The organism is Flavobacterium niveum, from assembly GCF_055231775.1.
The window spans coordinates 113,733-132,305 of sequence record NZ_JBUYSX010000004.1; the positions used below are offsets into that span (position 1 = coordinate 113,733).

Annotated in this window: 18 protein-coding genes; 10 read left to right on the top strand and 8 right to left on the bottom strand. The window is 44.6% G+C overall.

Features of this window, described 5'->3' with window-relative positions:
- Positions 1–123 precede the first annotated feature (123 nt).
- The 3 genes from ACZIX4_RS11200 to ACZIX4_RS11210 all read left to right on the top strand — a co-directional run bounded on the left by ACZIX4_RS11200 (position 124) and on the right by ACZIX4_RS11210 (position 2,433).
- Entirely contained in the window at positions 124–1,005 is an 882-nt protein-coding gene (locus ACZIX4_RS11200) for a flavin reductase family protein (protein ID WP_463335728.1), read from the top strand.
- 59 nt (positions 1,006–1,064) lie between these two features.
- A complete protein-coding gene (locus ACZIX4_RS11205) occupies positions 1,065–1,634 on the top strand; it encodes a DUF3127 domain-containing protein (RefSeq protein ID WP_463335729.1) in 570 nt (189 codons plus the stop codon).
- 169 nt (positions 1,635–1,803) lie between these two features.
- Positions 1,804–2,433 carry a heavy-metal-associated domain-containing protein gene (locus ACZIX4_RS11210; protein WP_463335730.1) on the top strand — a complete coding sequence of 210 codons (630 nt, stop codon included), beginning with the start codon at positions 1,804–1,806 and terminating at the stop codon, positions 2,431–2,433.
- A gap of 413 nt (positions 2,434–2,846) precedes the next feature.
- Here the strand turns inward: ACZIX4_RS11210 and gldD are convergent, their stop codons facing one another.
- Genes gldD through mutY form a run of 4 tightly spaced genes read right to left on the bottom strand, consistent with a single transcriptional unit; the run spans position 2,847 to position 6,254 of the window.
- Positions 2,847–3,419 (bottom strand): gliding motility lipoprotein GldD, encoded by a 573-nt coding sequence (gldD, locus tag ACZIX4_RS11215; protein WP_463335731.1) that lies wholly within the window; start codon positions 3,417–3,419, stop codon positions 2,847–2,849.
- The gene (gldE, locus tag ACZIX4_RS11220) at positions 3,403–4,701 is read right to left on the bottom strand and encodes a gliding motility-associated protein GldE (RefSeq protein ID WP_463335732.1); all 1,299 of its coding nucleotides are present in this window, start codon (positions 4,699–4,701) and stop codon (positions 3,403–3,405) included. Before gldE ends, gldD begins: the two co-directional genes overlap by 17 nt.
- A gap of 22 nt (positions 4,702–4,723) precedes the next feature.
- A complete protein-coding gene (locus ACZIX4_RS11225; RefSeq protein ID WP_463335733.1) occupies positions 4,724–5,164 on the bottom strand; it encodes a single-stranded DNA-binding protein in 441 nt (146 codons plus the stop codon).
- A gap of 49 nt (positions 5,165–5,213) precedes the next feature.
- Positions 5,214–6,254: an A/G-specific adenine glycosylase gene (gene mutY / locus ACZIX4_RS11230; protein WP_463335734.1), complete on the bottom strand. Its 1,041-nt coding sequence runs from the start codon at positions 6,252–6,254 to the stop codon at positions 5,214–5,216.
- 130 nt (positions 6,255–6,384) lie between these two features.
- Here mutY and ACZIX4_RS11235 point away from each other — a divergent pair, with 130 nt between their 5' ends.
- The 6 genes from ACZIX4_RS11235 (at position 6,385) to ACZIX4_RS11260 (ending at position 12,513) form a co-directional block, all read left to right on the top strand.
- Positions 6,385–6,681 carry an HU family DNA-binding protein gene (locus ACZIX4_RS11235; RefSeq protein ID WP_463335735.1) on the top strand — a complete coding sequence of 99 codons (297 nt, stop codon included), beginning with the start codon at positions 6,385–6,387 and terminating at the stop codon, positions 6,679–6,681.
- Positions 6,682–7,179: 498 nt separating this feature from the next.
- Positions 7,180–8,724 (top strand): Rne/Rng family ribonuclease, encoded by a 1,545-nt coding sequence (locus tag ACZIX4_RS11240; RefSeq protein WP_463335736.1) that lies wholly within the window; start codon positions 7,180–7,182, stop codon positions 8,722–8,724.
- Positions 8,725–8,990: 266 nt separating this feature from the next.
- Positions 8,991–9,371, top strand: a complete 381-nt coding sequence (locus ACZIX4_RS11245) for a hypothetical protein (protein ID WP_463335737.1) — start codon at positions 8,991–8,993, stop codon at positions 9,369–9,371.
- 632 nt (positions 9,372–10,003) lie between these two features.
- A complete protein-coding gene (locus ACZIX4_RS11250; RefSeq protein ID WP_463335738.1) occupies positions 10,004–10,828 on the top strand; it encodes an SDR family oxidoreductase in 825 nt (274 codons plus the stop codon).
- A 145-nt stretch (positions 10,829–10,973) separates the two neighbouring features.
- A complete protein-coding gene (locus tag ACZIX4_RS11255) occupies positions 10,974–11,870 on the top strand; it encodes a helix-turn-helix domain-containing protein (RefSeq protein ID WP_463335739.1) in 897 nt (298 codons plus the stop codon).
- A 37-nt stretch (positions 11,871–11,907) separates the two neighbouring features.
- The gene (locus ACZIX4_RS11260) at positions 11,908–12,513 is read left to right on the top strand and encodes a hypothetical protein (protein WP_463335740.1); all 606 of its coding nucleotides are present in this window, start codon (positions 11,908–11,910) and stop codon (positions 12,511–12,513) included.
- Positions 12,514–12,539: 26 nt separating this feature from the next.
- Here ACZIX4_RS11260 and ACZIX4_RS11265 read toward each other — a convergent pair whose 3' ends face one another.
- From ACZIX4_RS11265 to ACZIX4_RS11275, 3 genes are all read right to left on the bottom strand, one after another.
- On the bottom strand, positions 12,540–14,363 hold the full coding sequence (locus tag ACZIX4_RS11265) for a tetratricopeptide repeat protein (RefSeq protein WP_463335741.1): 1,824 nt from the start codon (positions 14,361–14,363) through the stop codon (positions 12,540–12,542).
- A gap of 91 nt (positions 14,364–14,454) precedes the next feature.
- A complete protein-coding gene (locus ACZIX4_RS11270; protein WP_463335742.1) occupies positions 14,455–14,937 on the bottom strand; it encodes a regulatory protein RecX in 483 nt (160 codons plus the stop codon).
- A 64-nt stretch (positions 14,938–15,001) separates the two neighbouring features.
- Complete coding sequence (locus ACZIX4_RS11275) at positions 15,002–15,883, bottom strand: cupin-like domain-containing protein (protein ID WP_463335743.1); 882 nt, start codon at positions 15,881–15,883, stop codon at positions 15,002–15,004.
- A 263-nt stretch (positions 15,884–16,146) separates the two neighbouring features.
- Between ACZIX4_RS11275 and ACZIX4_RS11280 the strand changes: the two genes are divergently transcribed.
- On the top strand, positions 16,147–16,278 hold the full coding sequence (locus ACZIX4_RS11280) for a hypothetical protein (RefSeq protein WP_463335744.1): 132 nt from the start codon (positions 16,147–16,149) through the stop codon (positions 16,276–16,278).
- Between the two features lie 86 nt (positions 16,279–16,364).
- Here ACZIX4_RS11280 and ACZIX4_RS11285 read toward each other — a convergent pair whose 3' ends face one another.
- Positions 16,365–18,233, bottom strand: a complete 1,869-nt coding sequence (locus ACZIX4_RS11285; RefSeq protein WP_463335745.1) for an OmpA family protein — start codon at positions 18,231–18,233, stop codon at positions 16,365–16,367.
- Between the last annotated feature and the right edge of the window lie 340 nt (positions 18,234–18,573).

Sequence of the window (18,573 nt, forward strand, 5' to 3'; positions counted from 1 at the left end):
GCGGGGGTAAGGCATGCACTATTATAACGCTTTTTACCCTGCCGATATTTTATTAACAACCTTCGCACAGCCCGAAATCGGTACAGTATAAAAAGTATCTTTGCCTAAACAACAAACACACTAATGCTTACCATAGACCCAAAAGAAATGCCTACGCCTAAGCTGCACGGTTACCTGCAAAGCTCGGTGGGGCCCAGGCCTATAGCGCTGGCAAGTACGGTAGATGCCGACGGGGTGCCGAATGTTTCGCCCTTCAGCTTTTTTAACCTGTTCAGTACAAACCCGCCCATACTTATTTTTTCGCCTTCGCGAAGGGTAAGGGACAATACGGTAAAGCATACCCTTATTAATGCACAGCTGCATAAAGAGGTGGTGATAAATGTGGTAAATTACAGCATGGTGCAGCAAACATCGCTAAGCAGTACTGAATATGCCGAGGGTGTAAACGAGTTTGTAAAGGCCGGTTTTACCATGGAGCCGTCTGAAGTGGTGAAACCACCACGCGTAAAGGAGGCCCCGGTGCAGTTTGAATGCCGTGTGAATGATATAGTAGCACTGGGCGATGGTGGTGGTGCCGGCAACCTGGTGATTTGCGAAGTGCTGAAAATGCACATAAGCGAAGATATTTTAGACGAGGCCGGTAATATAGACCAGCACAAAATAGACCTGGTGTCGCGACTTGGTGCCAACTGGTATTCGCGCAGCAACGAAGGGCTTTTTGAGGTGGAAAAACCGCTTACCACACTGGGTATAGGGGTAGATGCCATACCCGGGTTTATAAAGCAGAGTACTGTTTTTAACGGTAACGACATGGGCAAGCTGGGTAATGTACAATCGTTGCCTACTGCCGAAGAAATTGCTATATTTGTAGAAGGCAGTTTTGAAGCCAAGGCGCTTTTAAGTGCTGATGATGAGGATAAAAAACTACGCCGCGCCAAGGAATACCTTGACGATAATGATGTGGTAACGGCATGGAAGCTGTTGCTCGCAAAAGCTGATTTTTAAGAACAAATTTTTAAATAGTAACGATGGCTGCCCACAGAGGCAGAAAAAAACAAAAGATTATGGAAGTAACAGGAAGGATCAAAATGATCGACGAAACCAAGGCATTTGGTGCAAACGGTTTCAGGAAGAGGGAAGTGGTAATAACTACTGATGAGCAGTACCCACAGCACATCCTTATAGAATTTACCCAGGACAAATGCGACCTGCTTAATACCTACCAGATAGGTGAGCCGGTAAGGGTTTCCATAAACTTAAGGGGCCGTGAGTGGGTAACCCCACAAGGCGAAACAAGGTACTTTAACTCTATACAGGGCTGGAGGATAGAAAAAGGCGGCGATGCCCCACAACAGGGTTATGGAGCCCCACAAGGCTACGGTGCCCCTCAGGGTTACGGACAGCCGCAACAGGGATATGGCCAACCACAGCAAGGTTACGGTCAACCGCAACAAGGCTATGGCCAGCCACAACAGGGATATGGCGCTCCGCAACAGGGTTACGGACAGCCACCACAACAAGGAGGTGGTTTTAACCAGCCGCAACAGGGCTTCCAGCAGCCTGCTACGCCGCGCGATGCTTTTGAGCCTGCACAAAACTATAACGAACAGGAGCACGACGACCTTCCGTTCTAAGATAAAAAGCACCTATTTTTATAAAAGCCCATATTGTTTTGCACAGTATGGGCTTTCCTTTAGGATATTAACACAAAAAAATGGCGTATATCGTGTGTTGCCAATTACGTTTTTAGTTACATTTGTGGCCTAACCGTTTCGATTTACAATAATTAAAAAAATAAACCGTATGAATTTTGCAAAGAAACTTTCTATAGCAGCGGTTGCTGCGCTTGTTTTTGCAAGCTGTAAGGATACTGTCAAAACTGAGGCTACTGCCACTAACGATGAGGCTGCCAAAACTGAAAACAAAGCCATAGCTGCTAACCTTGAAACCACTACGTTTAAAATAGATGGTATGACCTGCCCTGAAGGCTGTGCCAAAACCATAGAAAGCAAACTTGGCGGTATGGAAGGCGTTGAAGAAGCTAAGGTAGACTTCGGTAGCAAAACGGCTACCATTTCTTTTGACCCGGCTAAGCAAACCCCTGAAAAGTTTGTAGAAACAGTAGAGAAGATTGCTGATGGTGCTTATAAAGTATCTGATGTAAAATCATCGGGAGATAAGGCGTACTATGATGCTTCTTTTGACAAAGGCAAAAAGAAGAAAGCTAAAAAAGCTGCTGCCAAAACTGAAAGTACTAAAACTACTGCTGCTAAAAAAGACGACAAAAAAGCTACACCTTCTTGCTGTTCAGCTACACATGCCGAGGCTTCAACTGAAGCCAAGCCTGCTGCTACAGAAAAGAAAGCGGGATGCTGCTCTGCCGGTGCCGATAAAAAAGCATCTTGCCACAGCGAAAAAGGCGGTAGCCTTTAGTAGTAAGCTATTACAATATTTACATAAAGCAGCCTTAGGGCTGCTTTTGTTGTTTTATGGGGTGAATGGGTTTACAATTTTAAACCTACAAGGTTTTGGAAACCTTGCAGCTTAGGCTGTGTGAAGAAGGTTGTAGGTTTATCACGCTCCTGCAAGGTCTTTGAGACCTTGTAGGTGTTGTTTGTAAATATTATGGATGACAGATTGTGAGATGTCTCCTGTCGTCGATATGGAATGACGTGATAGAGGTTGTGGGTTTGTCACGCTCCTGCAAGGTCTTTGAGACCTTGTAAGTGTTGTTTGTAAATACTATGGATTGACAGATTGTGAGATGTCTCCTGTCGTCGACATGTAACGACGTAAAAAATACGCCATCCATGTGCCAAAATTCGTAATTCGTAATTGAAAATTCCTTATTGCCTCCAGTGTAGGGTTTCCATAAGGTTTCTCATGTCTTCTTTAATGTAGGCTGCAGCCGGCATAACCGAATCGAAATTCGGTTTGGCATAGAAGTATAGTGAGGCAGTCAGGAAATGGCGTGTGCTGTCGGTAACGTAAAACTGGGCATTGGTAGCCGCATCGCCACCCACCTGGGAGAACATGCCATACACCTTGCCACGTTCGTTTACAAACGGCTGCGCGTTTATATTGTCCGCTTTAATAACGTGGTCGTACGTAAGTTTTTCAGCATCCCGAAGCAGTAGCGGCAGGTTGTTGTTTACGGGCTTATAGGTAAGGTATACCGTAGCCTTCATTTTAGGATATTCCAGGGTAAGGTTACAGTTGCCCTGTTCTTTTACCGTGGCAAAAGAGTTGTAGTCAAACACAAACGGGCAGCCCGACTCATAGTGTTTCAGGGTACCCAGCTGGTAGTCCAGCCTTAAAAAAGCTTCGGGTTTCGGTTTTGGGTCTTCCCCGCAGCCGGTAAGCAGCAGCCCGCTAAGGACTAGTAATGTTGAAGCTAAAAACTTATGTGTGCGTTTCATGCAGCGTAACCTTAATTTGTTTTATCCGCCTGTTATCTACAGATTCGACGGTAAAGATATTGCCATTAAAATTAATTTCCTGCCCCTTTTCCGGAAAATTGCCGTTTAGCTCCACTAAAAAACCGCCAAGGGTATCGGCTTCGCTTTCGGTGTCTTCAAAAGCTTCCTCATCAAGCCCGGTAATACGGTAAAAATCCTTCAGCCCCACCTTGCCGTCAAACAAAAAGCTGCGGTCGTCTATGCGGCTGTACACTATATCTTCGTCGTCAAACTCGTCGCTTATATCGCCCACAATTTCCTCCAGGATATCCTCCAGGGTTATAATACCCGAAGTGCCGCCGTACTCGTCTACCACCACAGCCAGGTGGTTTTTCATGTTTTGGAACTCTTTCAGCAGGTCGTCCAGCATCTTGCTTTCGGGTATGTAATACGGCTCGCGGATTATGTTTTGCCATTCAAACCCTTCCTGGTTGATGTAGGGCAGCAGGTCTTTAACGTACAATACTCCTTTTATAGTATCTATATCTTCTTTGTATACCGGTATACGCGAAAATCCTGCCTCAGTAATTTTAGGCAATACCTCGCTGTATGGGCTGTTGATGTCCAGCGCAAAAAGATCTATGCGTGGGGTCATTACTTGTTTTACATCGGTGCTGCCAAAGCTTACGATGCCTTCCAATATCTTTTGTTTCTCCTTGTTGTTGTCTCCGTAATCGGTAAGTTCCAGCGCTTGCGACAGGCGGTCTACATCTATTTCAGACTGTGGCGGGCTTATCTTTTTATTGAGCCAAAGCGTAATGCTGCGCATGGGTATGCTAATAGGTGTAAGTGCTTTGTCTAATACAAACAGGGGATAGGCTATGCGGGTGGCCACGGTGCGGCTGTTTCGTGCGGCGTATACTTTGGGTAATACTTCGCCAAAGAGTAATATTAATAAGGTGATAATAGCTACCTCTAACGCGAAACGCAAACTGGGCAGGGGTATACCCGAAAGGCAGTCCATCCTGAAAAAGTACAGGATTACCGAAAGGTTGATAAATGTATTGGTGATAACAATGGTAGCCAGTAGCTTTTTAGGCTTTTCCAGTAATGTGGCTATGAGCGAACCCTGGCGGGGTGTGCGGTGCTTTATAGTATCAAGGTCGTCAGGAGAAAGAGAGAACAGTGCTACCTCTGTGCCGCTGATAATCGCAGAGCAAAACAGCAGCAAAACTATGCCGGTAAAGCCTGTAACAAGGCTGTAGTCTATACTTAATATGCTCGTGGGGCCGGGGTCGTCCAAAATATGGGATATTGATTAAACATTAAAAAGGCAAATTGTCGTTTTCGGGCATGGAGGGCATATCATATGCAGGCCGTGCTTCGGCTACGTGTGGCTGCTGGCCCGCCTTGGCAGGGTCGTACTCTTTTTTGGTAGTAAGGAACGTAAACTCGGTCACCTGAATTTCGGTGGTGTACTTGGTTATGCCGTCCTCACCCTGCCACTGCCGCGATTTTATACGGCCTTCCACGTATATCTTATCGCCTTTGCTCAGGTACTTTTCACAAATTTCGGCAGCCTTGTTGCGCACCACCAGGTTATGCCATTCGGTACTGGTTATGCGTTCATTGGTCTGCTTGTTAATGTACACCTCATTAGTGGCCAGCGGGAAACGCCCTATGCAGTTGCCGCCCTCAAAATAGTGCAGCTTTACGTCGTCGCCCAGGTGGCCTATGAGCATTACTTTATTTAAGGTGCCGTTCATTTGATGTCGATTTATTTTCCGGTTAAACCAAATATACTAAAATAAAGCTTCAATACCAATGCCTTACTGCAAAATTGTGCAGTACTATAGGCAGCGGTATGTTTTTAAGCTGTTCAGGGTCAATGCTTCCCGGTAGGTTTTCGGGCGTGCTTACCTCCCAGAAGCGTATGTGCAGCTTTTGGTGCGACAGCTTGTGTATTACAGGATCAGTATTTAATAAGGTGATGTTTTTTGGCGCAAAGCCAAGTTTGTCGAACCCGCTTATCAGTCCAATAGTTTCGGTTTCACCGGTAAGGGTTTCCGTTTCCAGCAGCGGGAATTCGTACAGCCCGTGCCAGATGCCTTTTTCGCCGCGGCGGTGTACAATCAGGCGATTGGCAGCGTCCTTTACTATAATATAATTAAAGTAGCGGTCGGTTACTTTCTGCTTTTTCAGCTTTACGGGGAGTTCACCCACGCGGCCGGTGGCGTACGCAATGCACTCCTTATTAAGGGTGCAAGTGGCGCAGTCGGGGTTTTTCGGTACGCATTGCAGCGCGCCAAATTCCATCATGGCCTGGTTGAACTCGCTGGCCTGCCCGGCAGGCATGTGCGCGGCGGCTACGGCGGCAAACTCCTTTTTAGCCCCTGAAGACGATATATCGGTAGTAATGCCGAAGTAGCGGCTGAGCACGCGGTACACGTTTCCGTCTACCACGGGTACGGCCTCACCATAGCATATAGAGGCTATGGCGGCGGCGGTATATTCGCCCACGCCTTTCAGTTTTAACAGCCCTGCATAGCTGTTTGGGAAGGTTCCGCCCAGTTCGTGGGCTACAATTTTTGCTGTGGCATGCAGGTTCCGGGCGCGGCTGTAGTAGCCCAGGCCCTGCCATAAATGCAGCACCTTTTCTTCGGGTGCATTGGCCAAATCTGTTACCGTAGGGAAGGCTTCTGTGAATTTCAGGAAATACGGAAGTCCCTGTGCTACACGGGTTTGCTGTAGCATAATTTCCGATAACCACACAGGGTACGGATGGGGTGTTTTGCGCCATGGCAGGCTGCGCCTGTTTTGCAAATACCAGTCTATTAATAACTTAGAAAACGTCATTGTTATGTGATGGTTTGCAAAATTAAAAGTTTATGTTATTAAATTTTAATAGATTACCTTGAATAATTGTTTTTTTAATTGTTATATTTGCACACTCAAAAAAATACATACAATATAAATTCTTAGAAAAATGACGAAAGCAGACATCGTAGCGAAAATTTCGGAAAAACTTGGACTTGAGAAAGGTGATGTTCAGGCAACAGTAGAGTCTTTTATGGAAGAAGTAAAGAGCTCGCTGGAAACTGGGGATAACGTTTACCTTAGGGGTTTTGGTAGCTTCATCATCAAAACACGCGCTGAAAAGACAGGAAGGAACATTTCCAAAAATACTACTATAAAGATACCTGCTCACAACATCCCGGCATTTAAACCTGCCAAAATATTTGTAGATGGTGTGAAAACGAACACTGAAGTAAAAGCAAACTAATTTATTAACCACAAACACCTTTGACAATATGCCAAGTGGTAAGAAAAGAAAAAGACATAAGGTAGCTACGCACAAACGTAAGAAAAGGGCGAGAGCTAACCGTCACAAAAAGAAAAAGTAGTGTAAACTACTTTTTTCTTTTTTAGACTGTAAGATGATAGATAAAAGATAAGAGACCTTATTTGGCCCTGCCAAAAAAAGCATGATGCTAAGTTGTCTTTTCGTCTATTATCTATTATCTTTAGGTCTGAAAGAAAGTTCATTGAAAAAAGTTTTTAAGATTATGAGATGACAGATAATAGATAATAGACTCTGCAAAGTGTCTGGCATCTATCATCTATTATCTGAAAGTCTAAAAACGCCGGGTACAACAATTGCCTGTAAAACTAATTGTTTAATCCATCTGTATTGGTTGATAGTTGTTAGTTGATAGTTGTTAGGAGCTTCCAACAACCAATAACCGACAACCAACAACTTTTATGGATAAAAATGTACAGCGTGAACAAAGAACTGATTATCCGTTCCGGTTCTGAAGCCGTAGATTTTGCCTTATTAAAAGATGGAAAACTAATAGAATTACACAAAGAACAGGAAGACAAGAGCCAGTTTAACGTGGGCGATATCTTTATTGCGAAGATACGCAAGCCCGTTCCGGGGCTTAATGCCGCGTTTGTAAACGTAGGGTTCGAAAAAGATGCATTTCTGCACTACCACGACCTGGGGCCAAACCTCCCTTCTTTGCTGAAATTCATAAAACTTGTAAGCGCAGGTAAACAAAAAGATTACACCCTTAAAAATTTTCCTTTTGAACCGGAAATAGACAAGAACGGTGCCATAGCCGATGTGCTTAGTGCTAACCAGAGTGTTCTTGTACAGGTGGTAAAAGAGCCTATAAGTACCAAAGGCCCCCGCATAAGCTCTGAGCTTTCGCTGGCCGGCCGCTATGTGGTGCTGGTGCCTTTTAGCGACCGTATTTCCATTTCACAGAAAATAGAGTCTAAAGAGGAAAAAGACAGGCTTAAGCGCCTCGTACAGAGCATTAGGCCAAAGGGATTCGGCGTTATAGTACGTACTGTAGCCGAAGACAAAAAGGTAGCAGAGCTGGACAAGGACCTGCACAACCTGATGGAAAAATGGACCGCCATGTGCAAAAGGCTGCAGGGTGCACACCACCCGAGCAAAGTGCTGGGCGAAGTAAACAAAGTGTCGTCTATACTCCGAGATGTATTTAACGATACCTTTACCGGTATCTACGCGGACGATGAAGACCTTTTTTACGCCACGAAGGACTATCTGCAGGAGATAGCCCCGCAAAAAGCGAATATCGTAAAGCTGTACCAAAACAGGGATTTGCCATTGTTTGAAAAATACAATATAGAAAGGCAGATAAAAACCTCTTTTGGCAAAACGGTTTCCATGAGCAAAGGTGCCTACCTTATTATAGAGCATACCGAAGCCCTACACGTTATAGACGTAAACAGTGGTAACCGCTCTAACAAGGCACTGAGCCAGGAAGATACCGCCCTTGAAGTAAACCTTATAGCCGCCGCCGAAATAGCAAGGCAGCTGCGCCTTAGGGATATGGGAGGTATTATTGTGGTGGATTTCATAGATATGAACAATCCTGATAACCGCAAAAAACTGTTTGATTTCCTGAAACAGGAAATGAGCGACGATAAAGCAAAACATAAGATCCTGCCACCGAGTAAATTTGGCCTGATCCAGATTACACGGCAACGGGTGCGGCCTGAAGTAAAAATTAAAACCAGGGAGGAAAACCCTATGGGCAGCGGCGAAATAGAAGCCCCTATACTGGTGATAGACAAAATAACGGCCGACCTTGAAAGACTTATACGGAACCACAAAAAGCTGGTGCTTAATGCCCACCCATTTGTGGCCGCATACCTTACCAAAGGTTTCCCTTCCATTCGTGCAAAGTGGTTTATGGAGCACAAGAAATGGATAAAAGTAATACCACGTGACGCTTACACGTATTTAGAATACCACTTTTATGACAGCAAAGGAAACGCTGTTTCAGAATAACAAGAACCGCCCTTATATAAGGGCGGTTTTTTTGTTTTCTGTAGAGACGCATTGCATGCGTCTATTCGGTTATGGGAGACGCATGCAATGCGTCTCTACGGGTATCGTCCGTTCATAGAAGTAAAAGAGGACTGTTTCAGAATAGGGAGAACCGACCTTATTAAGGATAGTTTTTTGTGGTACTGATGTATAACTTTTTTATTATTTTTACCTGCTGCAAAGAAAATCAGCGGGCCAACCGTTAACCAAAACTTATAACCACCATTATGAAGAACTTCCTTACCCTTTTGCTTATTTCAGGTTTTGTTATGTCGTGTTCCAAAGATGAAGATACCCCTCCCGTTGTTACCGGCAGCTGGGACATGGTAGAATACAGAGCTTCTATAATGGCAGAGATACCTGCTGTTGGTGGGGGCGACATCGTATGGACATTTAACGAAGCCAATACGCAACTTGAAATTAACAACACCATTGAAGATGAATACCCTTACATTAAGGAAACAGGTGTGTACGGTGTTAGGGTAGGTACCAAGGGTATAATTATAGATGGTGTTAGCTATTCCTGCTACGTAAAGGATAACACCTTAACCATACATAACATGACATTTTCCAGCGGAGAATATATGGTATTTACTAAGATAGAGTAAATATTGCGGTGCGGTTTATAGATGTATGAGCCGTGCTTTTATGGTAACTAAAGTACCTTTGTGTGCCGGTGGTGTTTCCTGTAGAGACGCATTGCATGCGTCTCTACGTGTAGCGCATATACCACAACGGAAATACTGTTTCAAGCTAACAAAAACCGCCCTGAGGATGTAATGTACAGTTTTTTACAGGAATTTTTAACACATTTTGCCTATCATACTAATTAGAATAAACCCCAGCAGCATCAATATCATAGGTGCTACCAATAAAATGATATAAATTACATAAGGTTTTTGGCGTGTTTTTAAGTGCAGGATAATTAGTGTAATATGAATTATCACTAAAAAGGTTACAAAGGGTGTAAATGCTATTTCGCCTATAAAACTCATGAGGGCATAGAACAGCACAATTTCGATTAATAATACAGCGGTGGTAAATTCGTTAAGGTGTTTTCTTATCTCCATATGTAAATGTATTTAAAATTCCTAAATCAAATCAGGAATCTCCCGGCATCGTACATCGGACTTCCAGCTTCCATCCCTCGCACTTTTGTATAACCATTCCGTGTTTTTGTATAAGTCCGCCGCCATATGCCCGCCATACCTTTGTCATGTAATCTTAAAACACATTAATCATGTCAAAGACAATATTTATTACAGGTGCTTCACGCGGGTTTGGTAAACTATGGGCTGAGGCTTTTTTAAAACGTGGCGATAAAGTAATAGCCACTGCACGCAATACCGAAACCCTGTCTGACCTTGTAGCCACCTATGGTGACAACATCCTTCCCCTTAAACTTGACGTAAACAACCGCGCCGATAACTTTGCCGCCGTTGCCAAAGCCAAAGAACACTTCGGCACTATAGACGTGCTGATAAACAATGCCGGTTACGGCCTGTTTGGCACCATTGAAGAAACCACCGAAGAAGCTGCCCGCCAGCAGATAGAAACCAACGTATTCGGGCTGCTGTGGGTTACCCAGGCGGTATTGCCTATAATGAGGGAGCAGGGCCACGGCCACATTATACAGGTGAGCAGCATCCTTGGTATTACTACATTGCCGCTGCTGGGTGTATACAACGCCTCTAAGTGGGCTGTGGAAGGCATCAGCGAGTCATTATCGCAGGAAGTAAAACAATTTGGAATCAACGTGTCGCTTATAGAACCAAACGGCTTTGCTACCGACTGGGCAGGTTCCAGCGCTGCACAAAGCGAACCGATTGCCGTGTACGACGGGCTTCGCCAATCGTTTGGTGAGGCCAGCAGCCAGGAAGGTTTCTTTGGCGACCCTGCCGCTACATCTGAAGCTGTACTGAAACTGGTAGATGCCGAAAACCCTCCGCTACGCCTATTCCTTGGCAAACATACACTACCATGGGCCAAACAGGTGTATGCCGACCGCATAGCCGAATGGGAAGCATGGGATGAAGTGGCTGTTGCTGCCCACGGTGTAAACTAATAAACGGTGTTTATTTTTTCATAACTTTATAGGGCTTTTTTCCATGTCGACCGGAGTGCAACGCAGTGGAGACATCTCTTTGGAGATTCCTCAATTTCGTTACACTATATTCGGAATGGGAAGAGCCCTTAAATAGTATATAACCATGAAACATTATAAAAGCATTATAGAACTGAGCCGCGATACAGGCTGCCCGCCGCCTGAAAATCCCATGCTGGGGCTTATTTTATGCGAAAGGCTGGTAGGGTGTAAGATAGGTGAAGGCGCATTTACGTCGGACTTTTATACTATTATGTTTAAGAAGATGAGGGCCGGGGTAATTAGCTACGGGCGTACCAAATACGACCATGAAAACGGTTCGCTGATGTTTATGAAGCCAAACCAGATTGTAGAGATAAAAGACCTGGAGCTGGAAGAGAAAGGCTTTATCATCTACATCCACCAGGATTACCTTAACGGGCACGGCCTGCATGAGGAAATTAAGAAATACAGCTTTTTCGACTACGAAACCAATGAAGCGCTGCACCTTTCGCCGCGTGAGGAGGAAACCATCTGGGAGCTGTATTTTAAAATTGAGGACGAAAACAACGGCAACCAGGATGAATACAGCCGCGAAATCATCCTTACGCATATTGACTCTATACTGAAGTACTCGCAGCGTTTTTACAAACGGCAGTTCCTTAACCGTACCGAACTATCGGGTGTTACGGTATCGCGGTTTAACAAACTGCTGGCACATTACCTGGAAAGGGGTGTACTGAGTAAAGACGGCCTGCCTACAGTAAAAGCCATGGCCGATGCGCTGAATACCTCTACGCGCTACCTGAGCGACCTGCTGCGACAGGAAACCGGCAAAACCGCGCTGGAACTCATCCATGTCTTTTTGGTGGGAGAGGCAAAAAACCTGCTTCAGGAACCTGATAAAACCATAGCCGAAACGGCCTATGCGCTTGGTTTTGAAAACCCGCCGTATTTTACCCGCCTGTTTAAAAAGGAAACGGGTTTTACACCTGCGGAATATCGTAAGCAATTACTCAACTAACGGTTTTAATGGTATATTTGCGGCAAACCTACTGATTATGAGTAAACTTATAGACCGCATATTTACTGCAAAACCCGTAAACCTGGGGCTGTTCCTTATATTGATGCCTTTTTTGGCAATGATAGCGCACGGGCTGGTATCGTTGATTTTACTGCTGGCAAAGTATGAGCTTATTTTTCCGATTATCGGTGTAGCGCTTACGCTGGTGGTGGGTGTTTACTTTTTGTGGGTATGGGCCATTTGTGCGCAAAACCGCCTTAAAGTACCTTTTGAAACCAATACCGTATGGTTTAAGGTGGCATTTTGGCTGTACTTTTCGTACTGCGCCATCGCATTCATTGGTGCTATTAATATCGATGCCGTGCAGCGTGGGCTGTATCTGGATAACGATGTTGTAGCAACCCTGGAGGTAATTGCTGCTTTTTACGGTTTGGCTGTTTTTGTGTCATACGGTTACCTGGCGCTTTTTGCAGGTAAAATTGTAGCCAGCAGTATTGCCGGGCACGAAGTAAGCACGGGCGATGCTTTTTTGTACGGTATTAAAGTATGGGCATTTCCTATAGGTATACCGCTCATCCAGGCCAAGCTGCAGGGCAAGGCAGACTTGTTTGATGTAATGCGGAGGAACTCACCGTTCAGGTAGTTTTCAAATGAAACATTTCTACATGTTTACATCTCCGTAAGCATCTTTTCAAAATCAGCATCGTCATGGATTTCCATTTTTTTCTTGATGCGGTATTTTTTGGTGATGACACTTTCGTGCGAAATTTGCAGTAATGATGCTATTTCCTTGTTGCTCAGGTTCAGTTTCAGCAACGAACAGAATTCAATATCATTTTTGGTAAGCTTCCCAAAACGGTTTTGCAGCGACGTACCAAACTCAGGGTGCAGGTGGTTAAAGCGCGTTTCAAACTGTTTCCAGTAATCTTCCTGTTTAGACAGCAGTTGGAGCTCTTTTTTAAGGTCGCTTACACGGCTTATTTCACCGCTGTTGCACTTGTCTATAATCTGGTTCAGGCTGTCCTGGAAGTTGGCCATACGCAGCGCCGTACTGGTTAGTTCACGCTGTTTTTCATCTATAATATCCTTTTGCGCATTGGTCAGCTCCTGTTCATGCAGGTGCTGGTGGGCTATCATTTCCTTTTCGCCCTCCAGGTTTTTCAGCTTTTGCTGTTGCATGCCGTTTTGCAGCCTGTAACCACGCAGTGCCAGCAGAATAACTACAATAAGTGAACCGCCTATGGTAAGGTACAGCCACAGCCCGCTGCGAAGCGATTTGTTACTCTCCTCAAGCGTGGTGTTCTTTTCGCGCTGTGCCTCAGTCTGGAATTTCGCCTGCATTTCGTGCAGGCTTTCCTGGTGCGATGCAGTAGCCAGCGAGTCTTTTATGTCTATGGTTTCCTGGTAGGCTTCTACAGCTTTGTCGGTATTGTCAGTGCCGCTGTATGTGTCGGCGACCGCTTTTTTGTAGACAATGCGATCATCTGCATTGCTTTCTTCAAACAGTTTCAGGGGTTCCACGCGGCTTATTACCTCCATGGCCTTTTTGTACTCTTTATGCTTGTTAAGCAGGTCTATGTACTCACCGGCTATACGCACCACCCGGTTAGAGCCCGATGCTATAAGCAGGTCAATAGCTTTCTGGTAAGCCGCCATGGCCTTATCATGGTGTTTTAAATATTCTTCGGCATTACCCAGCTTAGCATACGCAATGCCCAGTATGCTTTTATCGCCAAAGCTTTCGGTCCCTTTTATCGATTCATTCAGGGTGGTTATGGCATCTGCAAAACGCTCCTGGTGAATGTAGGCTTCTGCAAGGTTACCCAAGGTAAGGTAATAGTTTTTCATCTGCCCCATTTCCTTAAAGGCAGGAAGGCACTCATTGTACAGGTCTATGGCAAATGAAAAATTACGTTGCGCTAAGTAAGTGTTGGCCAGCTTTTGCTGTAGCGCAGGCAGTTTTTCGCGGTTTTTTTCCTTCTTTAGGATGTCTATGGCCATCACCAGGTACTTTACCGATTTGTCGTACTCGCCTTTGGTATTGTACACGCTTCCTATCTCACCGTAGTCTACCGCTATGCCCACGTTGTTTTTAAACCTACGGTTTATTTCCAGCGCCTGGTTAAAGCAGCTCAGCGCGTTGTCAAAATCAGTTTTATTGCGGTAGCCCACACCCAGGGGTATAAGGCTGGTAGCCCTTTTTTCTGGGTAATCTTCCAGGTAGCTTATGGATTTTTTCTGGTAATAGATAAGCGAGTCGTTATTACCGCGCATACCGAAGTATATGCCGTAAATGTTATACATGCTTCCGTATACGGTGTCGTGCAGTACCGGTTTGGCCAGCACCTTTTTTACAATAGCCAGTGCACTGTCGGGCTGTTTAAATACCAGCCTGCGGGCATCTTTTTCGGCTTTTGCAATATCAGATTGTGTATTTTGCGCAGCGGCTAAATGTGTAGCCAGCACTGCAATAATCAGTAGAATCTGCTTCATAGTTCCCCAGAATTTGCCCAGGTTTTAATGGTTAAATTCGCGCAAGCTAATTTAACAAAATTTTATGATTTAAAAAATAAATAAATAAACTTTAATATTTGTGGGCTAATTGTTCGATTTTATCAAATATTAACTGATTTTCGTAGCCTTTGCGCATTAGAAGGTCTGCAAGTTTTTTCTTCTTTTTTTGCAGTGAAGCTTCTTTTATCTTGTCCCACTGGGTTTCGGCAAAGGCATTAAAACCATCGGTATACTCCTCTTCATTAATCTCCTTCAGTGCCTTGTCTATATTGTATTTAGAAATGTGGCGCAGCTTCAGTTCCTGTACTATGCGCCTGCGCCCCCAGTTTTTTATACGCCATTTACCACGGGCAAAACTGCATGCAAAACGTTCTTCATTTAAAAAGCTGTGTTCTATAAGGTGTGCCATAATATGGTCTATAGCCTGGGGAATCATGCGCAGGCTTTTCAGCTTTTGCAATACCTCGTCATGGCAGCGGTCCTGGTAGCTGCAATAATATTCCAGTTTTCGGGTGGCTTCCTCTACCGTGTAAGATGTGTGGCCTGTGTCCATGGCGGTAAAGATAAAAAAATCCCGCGATGCGGGATTTCTGTTATAAGCGGTAATAGTTTCACTTTTATACGTTTTCTATGGGCAGGTGCAGCCTTTTGTGGGTGCGCAGTACTGCCTCGCGGTTTTTGTAGTCTATCCAGGCCTGGCCTTTTATGCGGCGCATAAGGTTATCAAAATAACGCATTACTGTAACATTGTAGGCGGCCTTCATAAGATTAAGCGGCCTGCGCGGGAATGCCCTCAGGCTCATGCTGAACCCCGGGGTAACATATTTCATGTAATGCCAGTAGCCTTCGGGCATGTACAGCATTTCACCATGCTTCAGTTCGCAAACCAGCCCGTGTGCCTGTTTCAGTGCGGGCCATTTCTCAAAATCGGGGTTGTCAAAGTCAATATCTTCCCTTGATATGAGTGCATGCGGCACCTTATACAGGTAAGGCGTTTGGTTTGGCTCAAACAAAACACAACGTTTTACCCCATGGAAATGGAAGTGCAGTATGTTGCTGAAGTCGATGTCGTAATGAATGAATACCTTACTGTTTTCGCCGCCAAAGAAAAGCATGGGCAGCTGCTTTACCAGCCTCAGGCCTATGTCAGGCCACCGGAAGTCGTTTTTAAGCACAGGGACCTCTTTCATAAGGTTGTACAGGAAAATACGGTAATTGGTAGGCTTGCTGTTCAGTAAGTCTATGTACTCACTCATTTTCATGGTGGCGTGGGCTTCGTTAAAGCCATCCTTGTGAGATACCGGCCTGTCGTCGTACAATGGCACTGTTTTATCGCCGGCAAGGTCTTTTATATATTGCAGTTTCCACTTTTCGTAGGCAGGCCAGTCTTGCGTAAGTTGCTCTATTACCAGTGGTTTCTGTTTTTTTACATAATTATTGTAAAAATCTTTTTTTGAAATAGTTTTTACACGTTCTATTTCTGTAAGGTGTAGTGGCATATCAATTCTGATGAATTCCTCTACAAAATTAATAAAGCGTTAGCAAATTGTAAATATCCTAAATATTAAAGTTATCTAAAATAAAAATTATGCCCGTGCTACCGTTCGTCGACAAATAATTGCTGCCTGCCTATGCTAAATATGTAATTAGCTAATATATAGCAGGTAACTAATATTGCTGTCTATCTTTGGGTAACGATATTAGTTATAGTTAAAAACAGATGATAAAAGCGGGGCTGCTTACCCCATAAAATCCCACGGTTATGAAAATAGTAAAAGTAAAAACCCTGCACATTTTTAACAACAACTGCGACATGCTAAGGACCATAAAGGTGGTAACCGTTTGCGGTATTACCATTTTTACCCGTACTGTAGCCCACCTGCAGGACTTTTAATAATTTCCCGGAATTATAAAAAATAAAACCACATAGGCACCTCGCTTAAAGGCGCCCATGTGGTTAAATATTTTTAGGAGGTTTATTTAGTTCTTCACAATAATAAACTCTGTACGGCGGTTTTTGGTATGCTCCTCGTCAGTACAGTTATCACCACACTTAATAAGCGGTTCGGTTTCACCATAGCCTTTACCACTGATGCGTTCGGCAGCTATGCCCTGCGAAATCACATACTGCACCGTAGCCCTCGCCCTTTCGTCTGATAGTTTCAGGTTGTACTCATCACTACCGCGAGAGTCGGTGTGTGCTTTCACCATTATTACCATGTTAGGATTTGTTTGCAGTATCTGAACCAGCTTGTTCAGCTCAAATGCAGCATCCTGTGTAATAAAACTCTTGTTGAACTCAAAATAAATGTTGTTCAGCATTATCTTGTTGTCTACAATAAGCCTGCTCAGCGGTTTAAGCGGCGCTGCAATCTCAGTGCGGCCGCCTTTGTTAGCCGGCAGCTTAAATGTTGCATTCTCATAACCAAGCGCTTCTGTTTGCAGTACAAACGGCTTGTTACAGTCTACACTGTAGGTAATAACGCCGTCTGTAGCGGTGGTGCGTGTTTCTATCACGTTGTTCTTATCGTCCAGTATGGCTACTTTGGCAGCAGGTATCGGCTTGCCGGTAGCTTCGTCAGTTACTACTACCACAGCTTCTACACCACAAACCGGTATGGCCTGGTACAGGTTGTCCTTGCCCGCGCGGTTACTGGCAAAGAACCCGATGTTATGCGTAGTGTTAAAGTTAAATGAAAAGTCGTCGAACTGGGTGTTTACCGGTTGGCCTACGTTTAATGCCTCGCCATTATGTTCCAGGTCGATTACAAAAATATCAAGCCCGCCAAAGCCCTTGCGGCTGTCTGATGCAAAGTATAGTTTCCCATCATCGGTTATAGACGGGAAGTTTTCCCTGCCTTCGGTGTTTACTTTAGGGCCAAGGTTTACAGGCTCACCGTAGCTGTTAGGGCCTTTTATCTCTACTTTCCAAATGTCGGTGCTGCCGCCCATAGAACCTTTACGGTTACTGGCAAAGTACAGCCACTTACCGTCTTTGCTAAGGCTGGCGTTACCCGTGCTCCAGTCTTTTCCGTTAAATGGAACCGGTTTTATATTGGTCCATTTGCCTTCTTTCTTCTCAGCGCGGAACAGGTGGATAAGGCCGGTGCGTACACCACCTTCACTCTTTTCGAATGTACCGTTTTTAAAGCTTTCGCTGGAAAAGTACATTACCTTGCCGTCGCTTGATACGGTTGCGGGGCCGTCGTGCCACTGGGTGTTTATTTCGCTTATGGCTTCAGGCTTGCTGAAGGTGCCGTTGCTAAAGGTGGCACTGTACATATCCAGGTACGGCTCCTCATTACGGCCGTATTTTTTACGCAGTATGTTGCGTGAGCTGGTAAAGTAAAACGTATTATCGTCAAATAGCACACCACCAAAATCGGAATACTTGTCATCGTTTATGTCCAGTATTTTTTCATCGAAAAGTTTTACCTGGCTGCGCAGCTTCGGCAGGTAGTTAGGATCCTGGTTAAAGGCTGCCGCGCGCTGGTCGTTTGGTGCCAGTTTGGCAAATTTCTTCATCTGCTCGTTAGACTCCTCGTATTTTCCTTCCGCCTTAAGCATCTGCGCATAGCGGAAATACGTTTCGGCATCCTGCTTACTTTCTACAGCCTTGGCATACCATTTTACCGCTTCCTTGGTGTTGAATACGTTAAAATAGCTGTCGGCCAGCTGCTTGTACACATAAGGGTCTTTTTTCTTCTGGGCAATTTTCAGGTACTCCTTTGCAGCATCTACATACTCAAAACGGCTGAACAGCTTATCGGCTTTTTCAGTTTCGGCATTTTGTGCAAACGAGGTTTGTGCGGCCAAAGCAAAGGCCAGGGCAATGTATAGTTTTTTCATTTGTTTGTTCCGTTGGTTAACGATGGTGCTAAAGGTAAAAAAAATGTGGATAATTTATGGATAGGTGGATTTGTTTATTTGGGTTATACGGTGATTTGTCAATTCGGTTATTCGAAGGATGTGGATTTGTGCATTTACTTCGATAGCGCGGATTTGCAATCATAAGTGTTCGAAACATGAATCTTATCGGTTATAGAACCCCAGAGGGGTGACATGTTTATAGGAATAATATGCGTAGGAGTGAGCAGAGCTCCAGAGGAGCGCCATATATATATACGGCTATATGCCGTTCCTACGGAACTCCTCCACGTCTCAAACCTTTGTTTTCTATAAATATGCC